Source organism: Deinococcus malanensis (genome assembly GCF_014647655.1).
Classification (GTDB): Bacteria; Deinococcota; Deinococci; order Deinococcales; family Deinococcaceae; genus Deinococcus; species Deinococcus malanensis.
This window is the reverse complement of the sequence record NZ_BMPP01000015.1, coordinates 93,851-115,440: the sequence shown is the minus strand read 5'-3', so window position 1 is coordinate 115,440 and position 21,590 is coordinate 93,851. Positions and strand designations below refer to the sequence as shown.

Annotated in this window: 20 protein-coding genes; 10 read left to right on the top strand and 10 right to left on the bottom strand. The window is 60.9% G+C overall.

Annotated features, from left to right (window positions below; translation table 11 throughout):
- Positions 1 to 373 (top strand): transposase (locus IEY49_RS16160; protein ID WP_189010643.1); only part of this gene is annotated, 373 nt, incomplete at its 5' end.
- 669 nt (positions 374 to 1,042) lie between these two features.
- Positions 1,043 to 1,510: a hypothetical protein gene (locus IEY49_RS16155; protein ID WP_189010641.1), complete on the top strand. Its 468-nt coding sequence runs from the start codon at positions 1,043 to 1,045 to the stop codon at positions 1,508 to 1,510.
- 545 nt (positions 1,511 to 2,055) lie between these two features.
- Here IEY49_RS16155 and IEY49_RS16150 read toward each other — a convergent pair.
- A complete protein-coding gene (locus IEY49_RS16150; protein ID WP_189010639.1) occupies positions 2,056 to 2,319 on the bottom strand; it encodes a cold-shock protein in 264 nt (87 codons plus the stop codon).
- A gap of 265 nt (positions 2,320 to 2,584) precedes the next feature.
- On the opposite strand from IEY49_RS16150, the gene IEY49_RS16145 reads away from it, so the two are divergent.
- The 5 genes from IEY49_RS16145 (at position 2,585) to IEY49_RS16125 (ending at position 7,878) form a co-directional block, all read left to right on the top strand.
- A complete protein-coding gene (locus tag IEY49_RS16145; RefSeq protein WP_189010637.1) occupies positions 2,585 to 3,091 on the top strand; it encodes a hypothetical protein in 507 nt (168 codons plus the stop codon).
- Between the two features lie 695 nt (positions 3,092 to 3,786).
- Entirely contained in the window at positions 3,787 to 4,620 is an 834-nt protein-coding gene (locus IEY49_RS16140) for a hypothetical protein (RefSeq protein ID WP_189010635.1), read from the top strand.
- A 413-nt stretch (positions 4,621 to 5,033) separates the two neighbouring features.
- Positions 5,034 to 5,942, top strand: coding sequence for a hypothetical protein (locus IEY49_RS16135; protein ID WP_189010633.1), 909 nt, complete (start codon positions 5,034 to 5,036; stop codon positions 5,940 to 5,942).
- Positions 5,943 to 6,194: 252 nt separating this feature from the next.
- Positions 6,195 to 7,034, top strand: coding sequence for an SDR family NAD(P)-dependent oxidoreductase (locus tag IEY49_RS16130; protein ID WP_189010631.1), 840 nt, complete (start codon positions 6,195 to 6,197; stop codon positions 7,032 to 7,034).
- 64 nt (positions 7,035 to 7,098) lie between these two features.
- Positions 7,099 to 7,878, top strand: a complete 780-nt coding sequence (locus IEY49_RS16125) for a ribonuclease H family protein (RefSeq protein ID WP_189010629.1) — start codon at positions 7,099 to 7,101, stop codon at positions 7,876 to 7,878.
- 34 nt (positions 7,879 to 7,912) lie between these two features.
- On the opposite strand, the gene IEY49_RS16120 is transcribed toward IEY49_RS16125, so the two are convergent.
- On the bottom strand, positions 7,913 to 9,310 hold the full coding sequence (locus tag IEY49_RS16120; protein WP_189010627.1) for an erythromycin esterase family protein: 1,398 nt from the start codon (positions 9,308 to 9,310) through the stop codon (positions 7,913 to 7,915).
- A gap of 362 nt (positions 9,311 to 9,672) precedes the next feature.
- Here IEY49_RS16120 and IEY49_RS16115 point away from each other — a divergent pair, with 362 nt between their 5' ends.
- A complete protein-coding gene (locus IEY49_RS16115) occupies positions 9,673 to 10,380 on the top strand; it encodes a YqjF family protein (RefSeq protein ID WP_189010625.1) in 708 nt (235 codons plus the stop codon).
- Between the two features lie 158 nt (positions 10,381 to 10,538).
- Here IEY49_RS16115 and IEY49_RS16110 read toward each other — a convergent pair whose 3' ends face one another.
- The 8 genes from IEY49_RS16110 to IEY49_RS16075 form a co-directional block, all read right to left on the bottom strand.
- Positions 10,539 to 10,889, bottom strand: coding sequence for a hypothetical protein (locus IEY49_RS16110; RefSeq protein WP_189010623.1), 351 nt, complete (start codon positions 10,887 to 10,889; stop codon positions 10,539 to 10,541).
- Between the two features lie 23 nt (positions 10,890 to 10,912).
- Positions 10,913 to 11,821: an alginate O-acetyltransferase AlgX-related protein gene (locus IEY49_RS16105; protein WP_189010621.1), complete on the bottom strand. Its 909-nt coding sequence runs from the start codon at positions 11,819 to 11,821 to the stop codon at positions 10,913 to 10,915.
- A gap of 67 nt (positions 11,822 to 11,888) precedes the next feature.
- The gene (locus IEY49_RS16100; protein WP_189010619.1) at positions 11,889 to 13,052 is read right to left on the bottom strand and encodes an alginate O-acetyltransferase; all 1,164 of its coding nucleotides are present in this window, start codon (positions 13,050 to 13,052) and stop codon (positions 11,889 to 11,891) included.
- 9 nt (positions 13,053 to 13,061) lie between these two features.
- The gene (locus tag IEY49_RS16095; RefSeq protein ID WP_189010618.1) at positions 13,062 to 14,477 is read right to left on the bottom strand and encodes an MBOAT family O-acyltransferase; all 1,416 of its coding nucleotides are present in this window, start codon (positions 14,475 to 14,477) and stop codon (positions 13,062 to 13,064) included.
- 10 nt (positions 14,478 to 14,487) lie between these two features.
- Positions 14,488 to 15,105 carry an alginate O-acetyltransferase AlgF gene (locus tag IEY49_RS16090; protein ID WP_229780863.1) on the bottom strand — a complete coding sequence of 206 codons (618 nt, stop codon included), beginning with the start codon at positions 15,103 to 15,105 and terminating at the stop codon, positions 14,488 to 14,490.
- A 203-nt stretch (positions 15,106 to 15,308) separates the two neighbouring features.
- Positions 15,309 to 16,469 (bottom strand): sigma-70 family RNA polymerase sigma factor, encoded by a 1,161-nt coding sequence (locus IEY49_RS16085; RefSeq protein ID WP_189010616.1) that lies wholly within the window; start codon positions 16,467 to 16,469, stop codon positions 15,309 to 15,311.
- Positions 16,470 to 16,928: 459 nt separating this feature from the next.
- Positions 16,929 to 17,300: a hypothetical protein gene (locus IEY49_RS16080; protein WP_189010615.1), complete on the bottom strand. Its 372-nt coding sequence runs from the start codon at positions 17,298 to 17,300 to the stop codon at positions 16,929 to 16,931.
- A gap of 222 nt (positions 17,301 to 17,522) precedes the next feature.
- The gene (locus IEY49_RS16075; protein WP_189010614.1) at positions 17,523 to 18,605 is read right to left on the bottom strand and encodes a GGDEF domain-containing protein; all 1,083 of its coding nucleotides are present in this window, start codon (positions 18,603 to 18,605) and stop codon (positions 17,523 to 17,525) included.
- A gap of 308 nt (positions 18,606 to 18,913) precedes the next feature.
- Here IEY49_RS16075 and IEY49_RS16070 point away from each other — a divergent pair, with 308 nt between their 5' ends.
- Together IEY49_RS16070 and IEY49_RS16065 are read left to right on the top strand one after the other, a co-directional pair.
- Positions 18,914 to 19,642 carry a PAS domain-containing protein gene (locus IEY49_RS16070; RefSeq protein ID WP_189010613.1) on the top strand — a complete coding sequence of 243 codons (729 nt, stop codon included), beginning with the start codon at positions 18,914 to 18,916 and terminating at the stop codon, positions 19,640 to 19,642.
- Between the two features lie 406 nt (positions 19,643 to 20,048).
- On the top strand, positions 20,049 to 21,260 hold the full coding sequence (locus tag IEY49_RS16065) for a GGDEF domain-containing protein (RefSeq protein WP_189010611.1): 1,212 nt from the start codon (positions 20,049 to 20,051) through the stop codon (positions 21,258 to 21,260).
- The last annotated feature ends 330 nt before the right edge of the window (positions 21,261 to 21,590 follow it).

Here is a 21,590-nt window from a genome sequence, read left to right as displayed (position 1 = left end):
TTTGCCCGTGCTGGACGTACTCCGAACGTACCGTAAGAGGTGGGGAATTGAAAGCACCTTCTCTGCTTTAAAGTCGCGCGGGTTGAATCTGGAATCCACGCACATGACGGCAGCGGACCGGATCTCCAGGCTGTTCGGCTTGCTGTGCATCGCACTGGCCTGGATGGTGCGGGTGGGCCACGATGAGCAGGGAACCGACCTGCTGACGGTGGACAAACGGGGTCGCCCGGCGCGAAGCCGGGCGAGGATGGGCTGGACGCACCTCAGTCAAGCGGTGCGCTGGGCTCAGGATGCCTTCTGGGCACACTTGGAGCTCCTAAATATCCCTTTTCCTGCGCCAGATACGCAAAAATTTCGAAGTGTCAGCTGCTGAGGGGTGGCAGATAAAACGGTGTGGATGATCCGCTTTTCATTCTTAAAGTCATTTCCTCAAAGCTTCCCTGCCATTCGCACCACCCCACGTTGAAGTCAACGTTAATTCGGTAGGGACACTCGCTGTGACGAACGAGGATTGCCAGAGGCGTATTTTTCGGGTGCTTTGAGGATCTCGCCGCTCCCCCTTCGGTGGAATGACCATCATATTCGCAGCAAATGTAAACCAATATCTTCAAAAGCCCAGACACATTTTGCGTTTGGAACAAAAAAAGCAGACTCAAAGAGCGGTTCCAACAGGCTAACGCCCGTAGTTGGCAGTTGATCAGTGGATTCGGCCAGCCCAGACGGAAACCGGCCTGAGGACGCCCGGGACCAGATGTCTTTGCAGCCTGAGAAGTCCGAGTATCGGATATCAATGACGGGTAGTACGCGTGCCTCCGACCTCATCAGTTCTGACCCACCATCAAGTTTGCTCAAACGCCTGACCGACAGACTTTCATTGCACACCTCTTTCCTTAGGGAGAAGATCAATCAAATTGAATGGCCGTGAACAAGCGTCGGAGCCGAGAGAGCGAGTGAAGTATTGAGTCAAACCCCTATGTGTTGTTCTACCTCTGCTTTCGTGAGGGCTTTTCATCTCGGCACGTTACGTAGTAGGCTGCTATGTATGACATACGCAAAACTTAGTGATCAGGTCAAAAAGCTCACCAACCCTCAGCGTAGCGACGCGTTCGTTAAACAGTTTCGCAACGCCGTACGCGAAGGAGAGATTGAAGCGGCAGACCTTCCAGGCCGCTTCACTTTGCCCAAAGAATTCACCCGTCGTGGGCAGGAGGGGACCTACAGCCGCGATGTGAAAGACATGGTCTTTGAAGTGACACCGGAGTTTGAAGAATGGTTTGACAACGTGAATGCCGAACTGGCAACTAATCGCAGGGGAGCGAAAGTCAGGCCAACGTTGGAAAATATTGAGGCTGGTCTTGTGGACTTCAGGGCGCTGGCAGCAGCAACAAGGGAAAAGATGGAGGCAAGTTTCGCTAAAGGCCAGAAACTCGGGAGCAGCCGCAAAGGCACCGCAGTTGGTAGAAAGCCGGCCACCCGGAAAGCAACGGCGGGTCGTGGAAACAAAAAATAACAGGAGGCCTCCAGGCTAGTACAGCACCTATATTCTTGTAGCCCAATGCTTTTCAAAGTTCGATAACGAGACCAGCGCTTCCTTAAGGGAACGCTGGTCCATATCTCGTTTATTAGATTTTTTAGCTTTTCGGCTTAGCTACTTTTCTGCTCGAAGACCCGAGTCTCGCGAAGCCGATTATAAGCGGCCGGATGGTGGCTGGCGGCACTCACTGGGTAGGCTGCATAAAAACACCCCGTTTAGGGCTTGTGAAGAAGGCGAGAAAGCTCGTCCAGCACGGCAAGAATAGAGTTGGTTGGTGCGTGAGGGGTTGCAGAAGCAGTTCTTTCCTCTCGTCATGCCCTACTTTTCGGCAGCAGGGCTTCTGCGCCTTGAAGACAACGGTTAGGCTGAAAACCCCTGGCACTCGATAAACCGCATGTCCTGGCACCTGAAATCTGGGAAATCCCTTCTCAGACGCACTTGATCTGCTCTCAGGCAAGCCCTAAACGAGGTAAAAACGGAAAAAAGGGACACGAGGTGTCCCTTTTATGTTGATGTCGCTATTACCAGCGGTCGTCGCGGCGCGCAGGACGGTCACTGTACCCGCTTACGGGGGCAGCTTTGGTCACCACGATGTTCTTGGCCTGGGGGCCTTTGCCATTCTGGCCGGGTTCAACTTCGTACTCAACTTCGTCACCTTCGTTGAGCTTCTTGAAGCCGCTGCTCTGGATCGCACTGAAGTGCGCGAAGACGTCGGCGCTACCCGGCGTTTCAATGAATCCGAAGCCTTTTTCCGCATTGAACCATTTCACTTTACCTACTGCCATGTTCCACTCCTCGAATTTCAAACGCAAAAAAGCGCACCTGAGATTCCCTGTGCGCCCTTTGAACACTGCGTACTTGAAAAACTAGGTTGAACTTTACCTGTCTTGTTCAACTATATTTGTAGTTTTGGTCACAAAGTCCACCAAGTGACCGTCCTGACGTTGTATTTGCAACGACAGCGTTGAAGGTTCGTCTCGCCCGATCGTCCAGCCAAGTCTGAATTTGCAGGTCGGAACTGACATCGCCCCTATCACGTAATGAAACTTGATGAACAAACTGCCGTTATATGGATGGCTGTTGCTTGGACTGCTCGTGTTGCCTGGGTGCGACGCTGCAGAAAAGAAGCACTACGAACAAAGACAGCAGACACTCGACCGCAACAATGCACGATATTACCTGACTCAGTGCGTCCAGGCCATCGAACGACGCCGTGCAGTTCTGGGAGCGTCAGAGGGGCAACTACCAGGGCAGTTGAACGGGAAAAGTTGCGAAAGCCGGCTGCTGGGTGATTACTCACTGGACCCCACCCAAGGGAACATCATCAAGAAAAGCGTCATCAAGCTTGATGACTCCAGACTCAGCGCCTACACCATTGAAGTTCATGGTCGCGACGGCGAACTCTATACCTATGTGGACCGGGGAATTGCTGCCGCCAGTGCAGAGCAAGCTGGCACTTTTGCGGATTCGTCGGACGGTGGAACACGGCCAGCGCAGCCGGACCACACCGAGGGCGATATTGAAAAACCAGAGGTGGAGGAAAATCAGGATCAGTAACTTTCGGTATTGGCACTTTGATAGTGCACTTCATTCACGTCATTACTGTCCGCCACTTGCCGCTTTTCCCACTGATAGAGGGTAGGAGGTGTAAGGATGCACCACCTCTGCGGATATGGGGTTAAGAACACACAGAAACCTGCCACGTGGCTCCAACTTTCGAATCGCGAATGGTCCGCCCCACGACAATAGTGTCTGGCAGAACGCGTGGGAACCAGAGAAGCGGCTGACCGTGCCAGACACGTCTGGGCGACCGGCCGCAATACGCAGTCGGTACGCGTGGAGCGGCAGTTCTCAACGCCCGGGGATCGAGACAAGGTCAAACGCCACTCCCAAGTTACTCAACAACCGTGCAGTTGCCTGTAGTCATCCACTGGCCGACCCAGCATGCCCAAATTCTTCGTTTGTGACGTCAAGGGGCATCATGATCGTTATGGTTCAGCTCCGTACATATTTTGATCCCGCGGTAAATCCCGCGGGGTCCGGAGCGGACAAGGGGCCCTGTAACTACTGTTCAACGACGCCCGGATCGAGGCGAGAGACGATTGGGCCTGTGCACCCTCCGACCAGCCCATCACCGCACAGCGAAGAACCAGACCCCACCGTGCCGACGGGCAGAACAAATCGCACGGTCTAGACCACAAGAACACAGATATGAGCGCGGAGTGACTCACTTCTCCATTTAGTGTGAGTGGATGTCCACGCCGCGCTTCTCTGCTGCATATCGCTCCGCTCGCGGCCCGCTCCTTGTGGGCCTCCTCGCCGTTGTTGCCTGGCTGCTGTACAACCTGACGTTTCCTGCGTACGCCCGCCCCATTCCGGGAACTCCATATGTCCTTCGTGTACAGCCCGGGGTCCCCGAGGCTGACGTCGCCCAGGTGACGGCCAGCCTGCGCCGGGCCGATCGGCACCTTACCGAGCACTTCGGGCGCACCACGACCCGGCGGGTCAACGTCCAACTGTCCCGCTTCTCCCCCTGCATCCCGTTCTTCCCGTTACGCTCTACCAGCACGGCTATCGCGGCTCCTAACCGAATCTGTGTCAACACCCGGTACAACGGCTGGCCAACGACGCGCCTGAACCGGCCGCTTGCTGCGTCGCTCATCGCGCACGAGCATTTTCACACCCTGCAGGGTCAGCTGGGCTGCCTGCCGAAACCGGTTGCGCGGGAGTACGCGTGGTGGGTAGAGGGAAGCGCGACATACGTGGGGTGGCGGTCGGTCATGCACGCAGGCCTGACGACGCTTCCCGAAGTGAACGCGCGGATGCGGGAATGGGGCGAGCTCGACCCGTCTCTGGGCTCATTGCAGACGTATGAAACGGCGATTCGGGGGGATGCGGCTTACGCGCTGGGTGCCCGGGCGGTCGAGCGGCTGGTGGACCGCGCTGGAGCAGGTTCACTCGTCACCTTCTGTGAGGCGGTCGGAAACGGCACCCCGTGGCGCACCGCATTTGTTGAAGCGTTCGGCCTCCAGGTGCAGGCGTTCTACGCGGACTTCGAGCGGGAACGGCGCCGGCGCGCACCCTGAGGCGTCGTGGCTGAGCGGCGATACTCGACAGCCTGAATCTCCAATTTCGGCGTACCGGTGGGCAGTTGCGGATCAGTTCATTTCCAGGCGGCAGCCGAGCCTACCGGTCAACACGCTTTTCAATCACCGGCACAGGGGCCGACTCTGGCACCGGGCAGGACCACCTCGAATCGTCATTTGTGCTGCTTTTGAGTCGTCCATGGTGAACTGTCTTCTGCAGAACCTACTTGCTCTCCAGCATGAGTGTGTACGGGCCTGTCCGATAAATCAGAATGACTGGACGGCATATTAAGTCAGTTCATTATCTTCTGCTGTCCGTTTTTATAGTCTAAGGGATCATCATAAAGTAATCATCCAGCCATTTTATATTCTGCTGGTCCGTCAATAAGTGACGTGGCAGAATAGGAGAAACCATGCAAAACACAATGAAGTCCATCCTCGTTATTGGCTCCCTTCTGCTGGGTTCAGCCCAGGCCACTGGCATGAGCACAGCCACCAACGCCTCCGCGACGGCCCGTGCGGAAATGCAGAGTGCCGTACTGCTTGACGCACAGGGCCGCACCGTGGGCACCATCAATCAGGCTGGTCAGGTCAGTGCCAGCGGAGCACTGCACACCGCGACCCGGGCGCATGTGACCTTCCAGGGTGGCGCCACCAAGACGTTTACTCTGGCCAAAAACATTGGCACCACTACGCGGGCCAATCTCGAAACGGTCGTTGTTCGTAGCGGCAACAGCATGGTTTCATTGGGAAGCGCCATCCGCGCTGATGTGCAGGCACGTGCCGCAGCGCAGGCTACTGCGGCCCTTCAGGGAGCGCAGGCCCTGCGAGGCAAAACGGTTGTGCTGGTCAACAGCAGTGGCGAGACGGTCGGCACCTTCATGGCCGACGGCAGTCTCCGCGCGATGGGAGACCTGCGTCAGGCATCCGACGTCGTGGTGACGCTCATCAACGGCCAGAAAGTTTCGTATGACCTTGCGGCCGAACTGGGCAGCAGCGTAAACACCCTGGCCAACATACGGGTTAGCGACCAGGGCCGGAGCGCAGCCCTGATCAGCGTGCTCGCCAACCTGAACAATGCGCCGGCAGTTTCCGGCAGCGTGAACAACGGTACCGGAAGCGTCTCCGGTGGCGGAGCAGGCGGCGGCGCCAACAGCGGCACAGGAAATGTCTCCGGTGGCATCGGCAGCGGAGCATCCGGTCAGGTGTCCGGTGGGGCGTCGGCGGGCAGCACTGGTGGCTCGACAGGCGGCAGTACTGGAATCGGGGTCAGCATCGGCGTAGGAGTCGGAGGCGGCATCACCATCGGTAGCGGCAAGTAACGCAGAACTCCAGCAGATTTGAAGAGGCCGGGACAGGACGTCCCGGCCTCTTGGTTTCGCGTGCGAGAATCGAGGGCAATAAAAAGTGGCCCAGGTCTACCCCGTCTGGCCGGGCCAGCTCCCAGAAGGGCAGCGGAGGCTGCGACGCACATGGTTCGTTCCAGATGCGCTGACTGCCGTGCCTGCTCCTATCTTGAGCTTTCCGCAAGGAACGCCACAGCCGGTTGGGGTACAAGAAAGCCAGGAGGCCGTATGCCTGAAAATAGTGCTGAACAGGACGTCACCCCGCTTCCTGAGCCCCCGAACCAGCGTGGACACGGTCGGCTTGATGGCGTGGTGGCCATCGTCACTGGTGCCGACTCCGGCATCGGCCGTGGAATAGCGACGGAATTCGCCCGTGAGGGAGCAGATGTCGCCGTCACCTACCTCCATGACCGCGACGGGGCAGACCAGACCGCTCGGGACGTCGAGGCTTTGGGCCGGCTCGCCGCCGTCATCGCACTTGACCAGCGAGACCCGGAGCAGGTGACAGCCATGTTCGCCCAGGTTGTCCAGTCGCTGGGCACCCCGTTTGTTCTGGTCAACAATGCGGCCACCAGCGGTCCTCAGAAGCCCGTGGCGGACACCTCTCCCGAAGAATGGGAGGACGCCATCCGGTCCAACCTGACTGGACCCTTCGTGTGCTGCCGCGAATTTATTCAGTTAAGGCGCGCTGCTGGAGGCACGGGCAAGATCATCAACATCTCGTCTGTGCACGAGACCATCCCCGCACCCGAGGGTGCGGCATACAACGCTTCCAAAGGAGGTTTACGCAACCTGACCCGTACCCTGGCCCTGGAACTGACCGCAGACCTGATTACGGTCAACAACATTGCCCCAGGGATGATCCTGACCCCTATGAATCAGGAGGCCATCGACGATCCCGCAAAGTACCAGGCGCAGGTGCAGCACATCCCCCTGCGCCGAGCGGGCCTCCCCTGGGAAGTGGGGCGTCTGGCTGTCTATCTGGCCTCCAGTGACGCGGATTATGTGCATGGCACGACCTTTACGATTGACGGGGGCCTGGAACAGATGCAGGGCCAGGGAGCCTGACATCGCCCGGCGCCGTGAACCACAGGATGCCGGACCGCGTGTCAACAGCCCCGCGGTGTGGCACGTGTACACCGATGGCAGCAGTCGACACGAAAGGCGGCAGACGTTCTCTGGATGGGCGGCGCGCGCGGTGCAGCCCATCACCCGACAGGTCCGGCAGATCAGCGGCGCTGGGCCAGGGGGGACCTCGCTGCAGGCCGAAACACAGGCGGTGCTCGCGGGTTTGCAACTTGTGCCTGCCGGGGCAACCGCCTGGCTATTTAGCGATCTGGACCCGGTGACGCTACTGGATGTGCTGCGCCAGCCCGAGGCTGAGGCCGCGCGGCATCATCTGGAGGAGCTCTGGGTGCATCCGATTGCTCGCAACAGCAACCGCCACCACCAGGAGATTCACCGCATTGCCCGGGCCGCAGAATCAGCCCTTCGCGATGACCTGGAACCAGATGGCGCGGGCCTGCCCAATGCAGCGCAGGACATGCACGTCCTGGCCCGGGCAGCAGACGCTGACCTTCCGCTGGAACTCCATACACCCTGGCGCCTTCCTGGATCCACCGGACCACTGGAGGTTCAGGCCCTGGCAGTGACCTACGGTCCCCGGAAGGGCGTACCGGGCCAGATCCACGCCACGCTGAGCCTCCGACTAGGTGATGTCGTGGGAACAGGACGCTCACCGGATGACGCCCTGGCTGATGCCCTGAGCCGTGTGGCCGGGCGCCTGGGCAAAGCCAGTCTCGTCAACCTGAGTGTTCCCCGGGCCTGGTCAGCAGCCGCGCTCCAGGGGGTACAGGGCGCCGGGACGGTCCGGGTCGTGCTGACAGACTATCCGCCAGACGTTCCTGAATAAAAACATCTGGCGGATCCGGGAGCCGGGCGGGCCCCTAGCGGGGAGCGGGGGTCAGGGGTTGCAGGGCCCGGGTGGTATCGAAGTGCAGCACCATGTCGAACTGCCTGGGCAGGTTGGTCTGGAAATAGTGACTGCTGCGCTCGCTGGCCGGCAGATACTGGACGCCGATGGCCCGCTCCAGGCGCTCCTGCTGCAGGCCCTGAGGGCCACGGCTCAGATCGAGCAGAAAGTTGGGAATCCCGGTATCGTGGAACAGACGCTCGTAACTGCCTTCCAGAGAGGGCCGGACCTGCATGACTCGGCCAGGTGCGCCCCACTCGGTGGCCGCCATGACCGTCCCGGTGTGGGTCGTAAAGCCCACCAGCAGGGCCGCCGGGCCGTAGCGCTGCCGGATCAGCTGGCCCACGTTCAGTTCGCCACGCCGGCCCATTTCGGTGGCGCGGGCGTCACCCAGGTGGGAGTTGTGCGCCCAGATCACTATCCTGGCGTCGGCGCCCAGGTGCGACCGAATGGCCTGCACGGTCTCGAACATGTGCTGATCGCGAACGTTCCAGGAGGACGCTCCACTGAACATGTCCATGGCCGTGCGTTCGTAGGCCACGGCATTCTTGACCACCCGGGCATTCTGTTCCAGGCCAAACAGCGCCTCGGTGGCCGCACCTGCCTGTCGGCGGCGTTCCGCCGTCAGGCGGCGCACATCATCAAAGACAGCGGTGACGTTGCGCTCGCAGGCCTCCGGACCGCCCGTGGCTGCGGGGACAGAGGTGTCCTGCATGCTGGGGTCGATCGCTGCCAGACAGGCGTACCGGGTCCGGGTCCGCGCCGCAAGGGCCGGGTCCAGTGTTGTCAGTGCCCTAATGACCTCCTGCCGCGAACCTGCCAGGCTGTACAGGTCCATGCCATAAAAGCCCACCTTGCTGTCATTCTTGCGGGTGGCGTTGGTTGTTCTCAGCCAGCCCACGAAGTCACGCACCACCGTGTTTCGCCACATCCAGGTCGGAAAGCGCTGGAAGCCCGAGAGGGCCTGCTCAGGTGTCCGGTCCGCGCCCTGGGTCCTGACGAAACGGTTGACACGCTGGGTCTCTGGCCAGTCTCCTTCGATGACCACCGCATCGAACCCATGCTCGGAGATCAGGCGCTGCGTGATCGCTGCGCGCGTGCGATAGAACTCGTATGTGCCGTGGGAAGCCTCCCCAAGCAGCACAAAGCTGGCCTGACCAGCCCGCCGGATCAGTGGGTCAAGGGAACGTGGTTGATCCGTGACCGGGATCGCCACGGCCCTAACGGCTGCAGCCAGCGCAGACGGCCTGGGCGCTGACTGACTGACGCCCGGCTGATTGGCCCCTGATTGATTTGACTGTGCCGAGCAGGCGGCAGCAAGACCAGACAGAACGAGGGCCGTGGTGCGGAGCGTCAGGGATACCGGCTTCATGGAGTCACCTCTTGGGGGCACGGACGTGCGGAAAAGCGCAGGAGATAAATATCCAGGGTATTGCAGGGGTCTACTGCGCCTGAGGCTAGTCCGACTGCGCCAGGACCAAATGGTTCCCTTCCCAATCTGTCTGAAGACACTTGTGGCCCAGTCCCTGCCTTGGGTGAAGACATTAAGGCCTGGGTCGGCCGGGTCAGAGGCGGATCCCCGGTGGACACGTTCCGGGGCCGCGCTCTGCTGTCCGGCAGCTTTCTTCCCTGCATAGTCATGGAAGCCTGGCCCGCCTCTAGCGTGAAATGGGATGAAGTCCCATTTACAAAGTTCTGAGGTGAACGGTGGACATGGCGTGTGCAAATACAGGCATGACGCTTCCGTGGGTAATGCAGATGGACTGGCAAGATCTCGTGTTCCTGCACTGGCCGGTGCCAGCCTTGGTGCTGGCACCACACCTGCCGGCCAGCGTCGAACTCGACCTGTGGGATGGTCAGGCCTGGCTGTCCATCGTTGCCTTTCAGGTCACAAACTTCCGGCCCCGTGGAGCGCCACTCGGCCTGAAGTTCGGGCAGGTCAATCTGCGGACCTACGTTCAGGCGGGTGGAATCCCGGCCATCTGGACCTTCAGCCTGGACGCGGGTCAGGCGCTTGCCGTCCTGGGAGCCCGGGTGGGGTATCAATTGCCTTATCACCAGGCCGATGTGTCCCTGCAGTCAGAGACGGATTGGCTGGAATTCCGGAGCGTGCGCAGCAGCAACCGCACTCTGAGCTGCAAGCTTCAGTACAGGCCGGTCGGCCCCGCCCGCCCTGCACAGGCAGGGACGCTGGAGCACTGGCTGACCGAGCGGCGCGCCCTGTTCACGGTGGGCTGGGGGCAGAGGCTGTGGCGGGCAGACGTGGAGCATGAGCCATGGCCCCTACAGCAGGCACAGGTGCGCCAGTTGCGCACTTCCCTGCCCGATCAGGTGGGCGCCGTGCTGCCTGGATCACCGCTGGCCCACTACTCGCAGTTTGTCCACGTCCGGGGCTGGTTGCCACAGGACGTCCGGGAGGTCCGTGCCCGCCAGCCGGAATAGGCGAGGACTGCAGACAGAAGCATATGGAGGATGCCGGGCGCAGGGTCAGTCAGGCCTGCGCTCCGGGACTGCCCTCAGTTATGGCGGCCACAACAGACAAGTCCATGCGTTTCGGTCCGCCCTTCTGGGTGAGCGGGGAAGAAATAACAACGGGGGCCTCACTGGCCCCCGGGCTGCTGCGGTGTGTTCCAAGGACTGAGCACCGATTGCGGCAGGCGACAGACCTTGAGATCCTGCAGCGCGAAGCTGGTGGTCTTGCCCGGATAGATCCGCACGGCGGTAAACGGCTTGGCCGAAGCGGAATGCAGGGCGACCTTGACCGGACGCAGGCCCGTGTTGTTCGCCGTAGGAACACTGAGCTTGCGACTGATACCCGAGCCCAGCGCCTGGACCGTCACCTGAGCCGATCCCGCGTTCTTCAGGCTGGCTGACAGATAATCGAGGTTTTGGACTGGTCGGCTGAAGCGGTATTCGACAAAGTCATTCGGACCCGTAGACGCCCTGTTCACGGTCACCGAATTGCTGCCCTTCCCTAGCCCCGCTGAACTGAGCGCACGAGCCACTCGGTGTTGTTGCTCCGGTAACGTGGCTGCTTCCATTTGGCATCCGGATAGGACGTGAGGTCCCGCTCCAGCATTTCCCAGATCAGGATTTTTGGACGTGAGGTCTGGAAAGCGTCATCGTGCAGGTAGGTCTCGAGCCCGTGCCACTGCCCACGGTCTGCGGGAACCGACAGGTCGAAGACGTCTTTTTTCAGGGCGAACCTCAGGGCATTGGGGAACCCCAGCCACTGTGCCGAGTAGCTGCTCCCGACCAGGGCGATGCCCGGAGCTTCGTCTCCCAGCAGATCCGCAGAGCCTGTGGCGCGGGTCAGTTCCAGGCCATAGTGCTTGTCGGCGACCGGGACGGTCTTGCCCTGCGCAAGCAGCAGCTTGTACAGGTCTCCCTTCATAGGCCCTGGCTTTGTTTCGACCAACGCATAGTTCACGCCTGGAACGCCCTTAAGCAGGGACGGTTGCGTGCCCAAATAGGCAGCCAGAGTGCGGGCGGCCTCAGTTCCACCCTTGGGAGACCAGTGGGTGTCCTGCCGGAAATACAGCGGAATATCAGCCACCCGGCGCGGGCTGCTGCGGAACGCGGCACTCAGGTCAGGCGCCAGGATTCTGTTCGCCCGCATGAACTTGATCGTGCGGCTGTACCTTGCACCGACAGCCTGAGGAATCTTGAAGCCTGCCGGCAGGTATTCCGGATAGATGCGCGCCTTCATGGAGGTGACCAGCACGACCAGACGCGTTCCATTTCTTGCCAGGGCACGCTCGACCCCACGGATCAGGTTCAGCGAAACCCCGATGTCCAGCGACTCGGTGGTGTCGTAGGTGTAGTAGAGCCAGCCACTTTTGCCTACGATCACCTCGTTGGCGTGGGAAGGACAGGAGGGCACCAAGCATAAGCATGCTGGACAGACGACTTCCTTGATCTCGGAACACGGCGGGCTCCTCTCTGAGCATTCAGGGGGTATGGGGATTCGGGCTGTCTGCCTTGGGATCGTAGCTTACGGGGATGAACCGTTCCGGAATTTCCCAGACGACGAGTTCCGGCGGACTTTCAGCCAGTTCCTGACCGGCCAGGTATCCGGTCATGGGGAGTATTGGGCCCTTGCCTTCGCGGGCCACATTCAGCACGTCACTCTGCAGGGCCTGCTTGAGCGCTCCGGAAAAGTTCCAGTTCTCACTGGCGCTGTAACTGGTTCCGACCAGCACCACGGGAATGGCGTCGCCTCCAAGCAAATCGCTCTCCTGGCTGTCGTCTGCCAGCAGGGCCTCCCCACTGCCTGCCCGGGTCTGCTGGGTCGTGCGGCGAACCAGCGTGTCAGGCCTGGGGCCAATGCGGTCTTGCAGGGGACCCAGCGGGACGTAGTTGAGCAGATCGCCAGCATGGCTGGTGCGTCCCGCGTCAGTGGTCTGAAATTCGGTCTGCGGTAACTCAGGGTTCAGGGACGCGGCAGTGCGGGCAATCGCAGTGGCAGCCACTTCAGCGCCGAAAGGGGTCCAATGGGTATCGGTCCGCAGAAACACGGCGCCGCGCTGTTTTGCCGACTGCAAGGCTGGCAGCAGGTCGGTGACGGGCACTCCTTCCCGCTGCAGGGCCGACACGAAGGTGGTGTAACGGTTGCGGGTGTACGACGGCAGCTGGTAGCGCCCCAGATACTCCTCGTAAATCCTGGCCTTGGCCGGTACCACCGCCACCACAAGCTGCGCTCCGGAAGCCTGCAGCCGCGCCTGAACTTCCTTGATGTACGACAATTTCCTCTGCGTCTCGGCGGCTTCATCAGGGACGTACTGGAATTCCTCGGTGGTGAACAGCCAGCCGTCCTCCCCGATCACGACGCCTGGGCGGCCCTCCCTGAATAACGCATAGTTGACCAGTCCCCAGAGGTCCACTCCGGTCTGCCGGAAGAGGGTGTTTGCATCCAGGTTCTTCTCAAAGGCCTGAGCCCACTCCCCCTGGACGACGTTCTGGCCTTCCGGCAGCATGCGCGCTTCACGGGGGGCGAGGGTCAGCCCCGCTCCGAGGGCCATCGTGACCAGCAGGAACACCCCGGGCCAGGACCTCAGGCGTGGCCGGGCGGGGGAAGGACCGGAGACAAGCTGATCGTTGGCAAATTCAGTCATGTCGTCTCCTCAGAACTGAAAGTACAGAAACGGGGTGTAGGACTGCGCACTCAGCTTGAGGACCGCCAGCAGGAACAGCGGAGCCACGGCAAGGTAGGCGGTAGTCTGCAGCCGCTGCCCGACGGTGGCACGGGTCCTGGCCGCCCACTGTTCCCAGGACGGCGCCACGTACACCAGCACCCCGGCCAGCATCATCACAGTCAGCTGGCTGCCGGTTACCTGCCATGACAGGGCGTCACTCAGGCCCCAGCCGTTCAGGCCCAGCATGCCCTGGTAGATACGGAAGGCTTCGCCGACGTCCGCGGCCCGGAACATGACCCAGCCCAGCACCACCAGCACCATGGTCCCCGTGATGCTGAGGACCGGAGCCACCGGGCTCCAGAGCTTGCGCTCGCCGAGGTAGCGTTCGGTGGCCAGGATGCTGCCATGCCACGCCCCCCACAGGACGAAGGTCCAGTTGGCACCATGCCACAGGCCTCCAAGGACCATGGTCAGCCACAGGTTGAGGTAGGTCCGTCCCCGCCCCCGGCGGTTTCCCCCGAGGGCGATATACAGGTATTCGCGCAGCCACGACGACAGGCTCATGTGCCAACGTTTCCAGAATTCCGTGATGGACCGGCTGATATAGGGGTGGTTGAAATTTTCAGGAAAGCGGAAGCCCATCATGGCGGCCAGACCGATGGCCATGTCGCTGTAGCCCGAGAAGTCGAAGTACAGCTGCAGCGTGTACGCCAGCGCACCCAGCCACGCGTCAGCAAATGTGGGGTCTGGCGACGCGAAAGCGGCCGTCACCAGCGGGCTGATGCTGTCGGCGATCAGCACTTTCTTGCAAAAGCCCACCATGAAGCGCTGCGCACCCAGGCTGAAATTCTCGAAGGTATGGTCGCGGTGGCGGAACTGATCGGCCAGCAGATGGTATTTGAGGACCGGGCCGGCGATCAGGTGGGGAAACAGCGCGATAAAGGCCGCGAAGTCCAGGGGATGCTGGGTCGCGGCGACTTCCTTCTTGTAGACGTCTGCCAGGTATGAGATGGCGTGGAAGACGAAAAAGGACAGGCCGATCGGCAGCAGTACCGGAGCCCAGCTGAACGGCTGGAAGCCGAGCGAGGCGATGACCGCGTTGAAGCTTTCCACGCCGAAGTTGGCATACTTGAAATACGCCAGGGTACAAAGGTTGGCCGCCACGCCTGCGATCAGCAGCCAGCGCCGATGCGGCTGCCGCGCCGATTCGATCGCGAGCGCCAGAAGATAACTCACGGCAGTCACGCCGATCAGCAGCCACAGGAAGTCGAACCGCCACCAGCCGTACAGTCCATAACTGGCCAGCAGAATCCAGGCACTGCGCGCCCGGAACGGCAACAGGTAGTAGACGATCAGGAACAGGGGCAGGAACACGAACAGGAACACATTGCTGCTGAAGACCACAAAAAACTCCCTATCTGGTGCTTGTGGTGCTCCGGGTCCAGAAGGCTCCCTTGTTGGTCACGACCACCGAATAGGCGGCGCTCCGCTCCAGCTGGACGTCTTTGAATGTCGCGAGGGGCCTGGTTCCCTGAAAGGCAGCCAGACTGATCTTGATGCCGTTGACGGCCCGGCTGCCCAGGCGGCTGGCCACGACTCCCGGAATGACCGCTGTTTTTCCGTCAGCCGTCTTCAGGTTCACTCCCGGACGGCTGCTCAGGTTGTACAGCACGATCAGGGCTTTGGCCCGGTTCGTGTTGGTCGGATCGTCGAACACGACAATCTTGGGGGCGCTCGCGGTGCCGGTCAGCGCAACAGTGTAGTAATGCCCGGCCGCGACATTCAGTGTCTGGCTGGTGCGGCCGGCAGAGAGCTTGGGACTCCCCTGGGGAATCACCAGGTATGGGCTGGACGCAGCGTTTTTCACCGAATAGCTTTTGTTGCCGATCCGCGCTGTGGCCAGTGCTCCAGTCACGTTCACGATCCGGACATAGGCCGAGTCGGCAGGCGGTTCAGGTGCATACAATCCGTCGCTCTGGGCACTGGCGCACGACGCCCCAGCAAGGGCTAAAAACAGGCAGATTTTCTTCACCGGGCTATTGTACGTTTGCGTTCTTCTTTTATAAGCAGGTGCAAGCATGTGCATTGTTTTGGAATTCACTATGTAACAGGTGTGCCGCTTTCCGGAAATGACAGGCAAATCAGCTTCGCTGCAGCGCCGTGAGGCAGCTGCACATCAGGGAGAGCTCACGCTGGCTTCGTTCCGCGCAGCCCTGCAGATCCAGGGATAAGCCGTCAGTCTTCGAGGTAGTCTCGTAGACTCCGGCGCTGGCTCTGGTGGTATTTCATTTTGCGCAGGGCCTTGTTCTCGATCTGCCGGATACGCTCGCGCGTGACGCCGAAGTGCTTGCCGACCTCTTCCAGCGTGTGTTCGCGGCCGTCGGAGAGTCCTTTCCTGAGCCGCAGCACCAGCGCCTCCCGGGGGTCAAGCAGCGCCAGCATCCGCTCAAGTTCCTCGCCCATCAACACTGTGCTGGCGCGCGACAGCGGCGACTCCCTGAGGTCATCGGGGATGAAATCGCCGTAGGACGAGTCGCCCTCGTCACCGACTGGTGTCGCCAGACTGATGGTGTCCCGCGTGAGGCTCAGGGTCTCCTCTACCCTGGCCTTGTCCCATCCGGGGCCCATGGCTTCGGCAATTTCTTCCGATGAGGCGTCGCGGCCCAGTTCCTGTCCCAGCTGACGCGAGGTCCGCATGACCTTGTTCATGGTCTCAACCATATGCACCGGAATCCGGATGTTGCGGGACTGGTCCGCCAGCGACCGGTTGACGGCCTGCCGGATCCACCACGTGGCGTATGTGGAAAACTTGAAGCCACGCCGGTACTCGAATTTTTCCGCACCACGGATCAGGCCGCTGTTGCCTTCCTGAATCAGGTCCAGCAGGCTCATGCCGCGGTTGGCATACTTCTTGGCAATGCTGACCACCAGGCGGAGGTTCGCCTCGATCAGCTGCTGCTTGGCCTGCTCACCGTCTTCCACGGTCCGCTGCAGCAATCGACGCTGACGCTCGTCGAGATCAAGCTCGTCGCCCAGACGCTTCAAGGCGTCCTGTCCGGTTTCCATGCGCCGGGCAAGCTCAATCTCCTCAGCCACCGTCAGCAGAGGCACCCGCCCGATTTCCTGCAGGTACTGCCGCACCGGGTCCATCGTGACCGTAGCCGGAAGGTCCGCAATATCAAATTCGAACGGCTCGTCCTTCTCCGCCACCTCGGCTTCAAGGTCGTCCGTATCGGGGTTTATATCCGGGATCTCTTCCTCGAGAAGGTCCTCTGGGCTGGGTTCCTCGGTGACCGGTAACTCTTCAGCCAGCGGGGTGGGGCGCGGGTCTTCGACAGTTTCCACAGGAAGAGCCGCGGCTTTGGCGCGTGGGGAGCGACGGGGTGCACGTGTCATGCGTGCCCCGTGCACAAGGAAGGCACACCGATCATTGCCTGCAGCCTAGCCCACCGGGGCCCCGAAGATTGCAGATTGTCTTGTGGAGGGACGCGACTTACGAGATTGTTTCCGTGCGATTGCCTATGCAAAAAGCACCACAAAAGCAATGGAAGTCACCCGGGGGGTTAGGGCATGCCTGGCAGGACCATGGGGCACACGAATACCGGCCAGCATCGAGACGCTGCCGCCGCCGGTTCAAAAAAGGCGTCCTGGACCCCACCCCGTCGCGGGCGTCCCTCCCTGCCGGGAACGGAACAACACACCAGAGCGCACTGGGCAAGCTGCGCACGTCAAAAGCCCTTCTGACCAACACGGCCAACCCTACCCTTCTACCCAGCAAACAGCTGGACTTTGCTGTTTGATCGGCCCTGCAGCATGAGTCTTGCTCTGTGCAGCAGCGCCGCTGGGTCCTAAAGTTCAGTCCGGCTTAGGCATGACAGCCGCGAACAGGACGTGCGCACCTTCATCCGCGCTGTGAATGGCCGTCACGGGCACTTCCGCTGCCTGCAGCAGGTGTGCTCCCTCATGCTCGGACTCGGACATGGAGACATTTATGGTTTCCGGCATCAGGTCCAGATCCGCCGGAAAGATGATCTGCACGGTCGCGTGCACCGCTCCATCGGCAATCATCGGGGGAGTGACGAACCTGACCTCTCCCTGGTTCGCTGATGCATCGGTCTGGGCGGCCTCAACGACAGCCTCCAGAAACTTCTTCAGTTCAGCCTCTCTGTATGCCTTGGTATGCACCTGCCGCACTTTTGCGTCTACCACATCCATAAATCGGGCCATACGACATTGTCCTACTTCTGGCGATCCAGACCCAAGCGGGATGTGGGGCTTCCGAGGTCAGGGAAGGCAGGTGAGACGCGTGCCTCTATCCCGACGGATCACGTCACAAGGGACCTCAGGACTGACCTTTCTGATCTCAAAGAGATTTATCAGACGATGGCTGCAGGGGCGCAGTGCTGGCGTCCGTTCCCTCACCAGGCCTCCAACCCACGGTTTGACGCCTCAGGCAGAAATTGCCACTGCGTCACGTCCTTGCCCTTTTGCCTCGTAAAGTGCCTGATCTGCCCTCTGAAGCAGGTCGGCGGGCGCATCATCTGGGCGGGCCTGCGCCAGACCGCAGCTGACCGTGACCGGCACTGGCAAAGGCAACGTCATGTTCTGCAGCGCTTCACGCACCCGCTGCGCGACCATCTCGGCAGCGCGAAGGTCCCCGGCGATCAACACCATGAATTCTTCTCCGCCCCAGCGTCCGACGCGGTCCACACCCCGGACGGCGCAGCGGGTGGCTGTGGCTGTCGCCCGGAGCACCTCGTCTCCTACCGCGTGACCATACGTGTCGTTGACCCGCTTGAAATGATCGAGATCGAACAGGATGACACTCATGGGGATTCCTGTGGCCTGGCTTTCATGCAACGCCATCTGCAGCCAGTCGTCCAGCTGGCGCCGGTTGGCCAGACCGGTCAGCGGATCGGTATGGGCCAGGTTCGCCTGAGCCTGAGCCCGCGCGATCGCGGAGACGTAGTGCCGCTGCACCAGCAGCAGCAGACCCAGACAGACAATCATGGTGACGTGCATGGCGTACATCTGCACCAGCGAGTTGCCGTACAGCGTCTTGTACTGGAGAGGCACTTCCGGGGACGACCAGTAGACGATACCCAGACCAGCCAGTCCACCAAAGAGGCCCAGCGAGAACAGCAGGGCAGGTCGCGGCGGCAGAACAATGAAGGCCATGATGTACGACAGCGGCAGCCAGTAGCTATAGCCGCCCAGGCCCGTTGCTGTGTGGTTAACCAGCAGGACCTCGGACAGCCGCACCAGGGCGGCGCCCGCTCCCAGAATGAGCTCAGTTAGCCCGATGACCCAGAAGGAACCGGGCCAGCGCCACAGCACACCAATGAAAATCATGTTTTTTATGGCGATGACACAGAGGGAAAGGGTGTCCTGAGGACTGAACCCCCACAGCTGGCGGAGGCCAAGCGTCAGGACGGCCGTGATCATCACACTGGCGAGAATGACGATCAGCGCGTCCCGTCGGTACAGGAACGAGGGAGAACCGGTAGAGAATTTTGCCAGGGTGCCTTTCACCGAAATGCAGAGTAGTACTGCTGACCTGACGGCAGCGTGACAACCCAGAAAGTGAACGGCGCTGGGGCGAGGGGATTACTGCTGTTTCCATCAAATGTTAAGGCGCCGTGGCTACAGCAGGCAATCGGGTGCCCCTAATCCGCCGCAAACACGGCGTCATTCTGCTTCAAGTCCACCATTCCCTCTCGCTCCCGGAAACGGTCTGGGTGCCCCGCCCGAAGCCACACCGTTTCCCTCCGCAGGCGCGTTGCGGGCTGGCGCGCCAGATAACCAGACTTGGTTTCGCGTCCTTGAGCTACAGTATGCGGATGCCAGTGTTTGAACCTCTTGCCGAAGCCATGAACGAAGGAGTCATCATGGTCGATGCAGGCTGGCAGGTCATCTATGCCAATCGTCAGGCGCGCCTGCTGTTTCGCCGACCGGATCTGAGCCTGCCCCTGCCACTTCAGGACCTCATTCCTGATGAGCCGACGACAACCACCTGGCGTGACCTTGACCGCGCGATGAAGCAGCAGGTGCCGGCTGAACTGGATGTGTTCTACCCTGCGCTGTTCGCGTGGCATAACGTGCGGGCATTCCCGCATGACGGTGGGCTTGGTCTGATCCTGAGCAATATCACCGACCGACAGTGGAGCCTTCAGAAGGACATGGAGCGTGGCTACCTACGCACTCTGTTCAAGGACGCACCTGTTGCTGTGTCCGTGACGCATGGTCGGGAACATAGCTTTAACTTCGCAAACGAATTTGCGACCCGGCTGGTCGGCAACCGGGACATTGAAGGACGGACCTTGCGGGATGCCTTCCCCGACCTGGCTGGCCAGGGATTTTACGAACTGTACGATCAGGTGTACATGACCGGCGAGAGATTTGAAGGCACCGAATCTCCGGCACAGCTGACAGACCCGTATACCGGCGAAATGAAAGCGCTGTACGTCAACCTGTCACTGATCCCTGTCCGTGGGTTCGACAATCAGGTGGCGGGAGTTCTATCCATTTCGGTTGACGTGACCAGCTACGTGGTGGCTGCGCAGGCTTGAGGATAAACCGTAAAAGACAGCTGTCTTTCAAGACCATTTCAACCGCTTTGACTGTGGCCAACGACGCCTCTTTATGGTGTCCCGCTCGAGCAAGGCAGAGCCTCATCCCTTGCCGCGCCGGACCGCGACCACGTTTCGTTGCCAACAACTGGTTTTGATTTCGCCTGGTTCACGTGTCGAGCGTAGAGGTAAAAGAGGTGGAGACCACGCCGCAGCAATACGGGCGCCAGGGCCGTAAACGCACGGAGAACGCCGCTGCGTGCACCAATTCTCTGGGCACCTGGGAAGGCCTGCCAATGGACCGCCAACGCACGCAGATTCACGGCTCTCGTTTTCTCCCTTGCTCAATTCCAGCCCCCACTGAGCAAGGCGAATGTGACAGCTCGTTTATTAGAATGTAGTGAAGATGGACCGAGTCGAACGCCGCCAACAACCTGTGCGGGCTGCCTCACCTGCCAAAAGCGGTGAGGGCGGCAGCGCGGACTGGCGGCGCCGGATCTACCTGATCGCCCTGCTGTTCGGCATACCTGTGCTGGTGCTGGTGTGGCTGCTGCAACTTGGCCGCACGGAGCCGGACATGTATGTCATGTACGGTCATCCAGCACTGCTCGTGATGTGCATATGGGGCACGGCGTGGCTGCTCAAGGGGCGAAGCCTGCAGGTAGCAGAGCGTGTGGTCTTTCTGTGCAATGTCGTGGCCGTCTTGTTCCAGAGTTTCGCCACGGTGCTGTCTGCGCCCCAACCCATGATCGACACCAGCAGTCCGGCCTACTGGATGCTGGTGGCGGTGTCGATTCTCAGCTTCCTGATGTTCGGACGGCGGGAAGCTATCCAGGTCACGGTGGGTCTGTATCTGCTGGGCGTCATGTTGCCCTGGGCGGCGCTGGCCTGGCGGGGCCTGCCCTTTTCCAGTCAGCCGGAGTTGCTGCGGGTTCAGCTGACCTGCGGTGCCATCCTGGCGCTGCTGTGTGGGCTTGCCTGGTACCGTGAGCGCTTTCAGATCGAGCGTGAAGCGCGTTTGCTCCAGGAGCATCTGGCCAATTCGGATCCCCTGACTCTGCTTCCCAACCGCCGCGCGCTGTATCCCGCCATTGAGGCCCTGCTGGCAGAGGAGCCTGAGAACGAACCGGCAAGTCTCCTGCTGGTGGACATCGATCATTTCAAACGCATCAACGACACGTTCGGCCATAACGTCGGTGACGAGACGCTTCAGGCGTTCGCGTCGCTTCTGCGACGAACCCTCCGGGAGACCGACCAAGTCGGCCGCTGGGGAGGCGAAGAGTTCATGATCATCCTGCCCGGAGTTTCAGGCGAGGTTGCGCTGGAAGTGGCCCGGCGCCTGCAGCAGACCGCGCAGGTTCATCCTCACGGGGTGGCCGGCACGATCACGGTCAGTATCGGGGTTTCGGAGTGGGCTGCCGGCGACACGCTGCAGACCTGGGTGGCGCGTACCGACGCGGCCCTGTACCGGGCGAAGGCTGCGGGCCGGAACCGGGTGGTGGGCGTCTGGGCCAGCGGCGACCAGCGCCAGATGACTGTGCAGACCACCTCTGATGGCGGCAGGCATGAGCTCAGCAGCGTTGAGGAAATCCTGGAGACGACCGGTCAGGCTGGCTGAGAAGACTGAAGGCTGGGCACGCGACCTGAGTGTACCGGGAGAGTGACCGCCTGCGGCTGCTCTTGCCGGACCCGGTCTGCGCGGTGTTCCTTTGGGATGAGGGCAAGGCGGTGACACAAGCCTGTGCCCTGCACTCTGAATATTCGCAAGAACCACTCAACTGCCAGGATTTTTCCCAGTCAGGACTGGTCTGGCGCCTGCCCTTGACTGGACTGCGTGTGCACGGCCAGCTGTCTGAGCGCGAAAATAGCACGGCCCCCGCGCTGGCCTACGCGCCCTGACATATCAATCGGTCCACAGACACACCTGCCACGCTGGCTCAATTCCCTG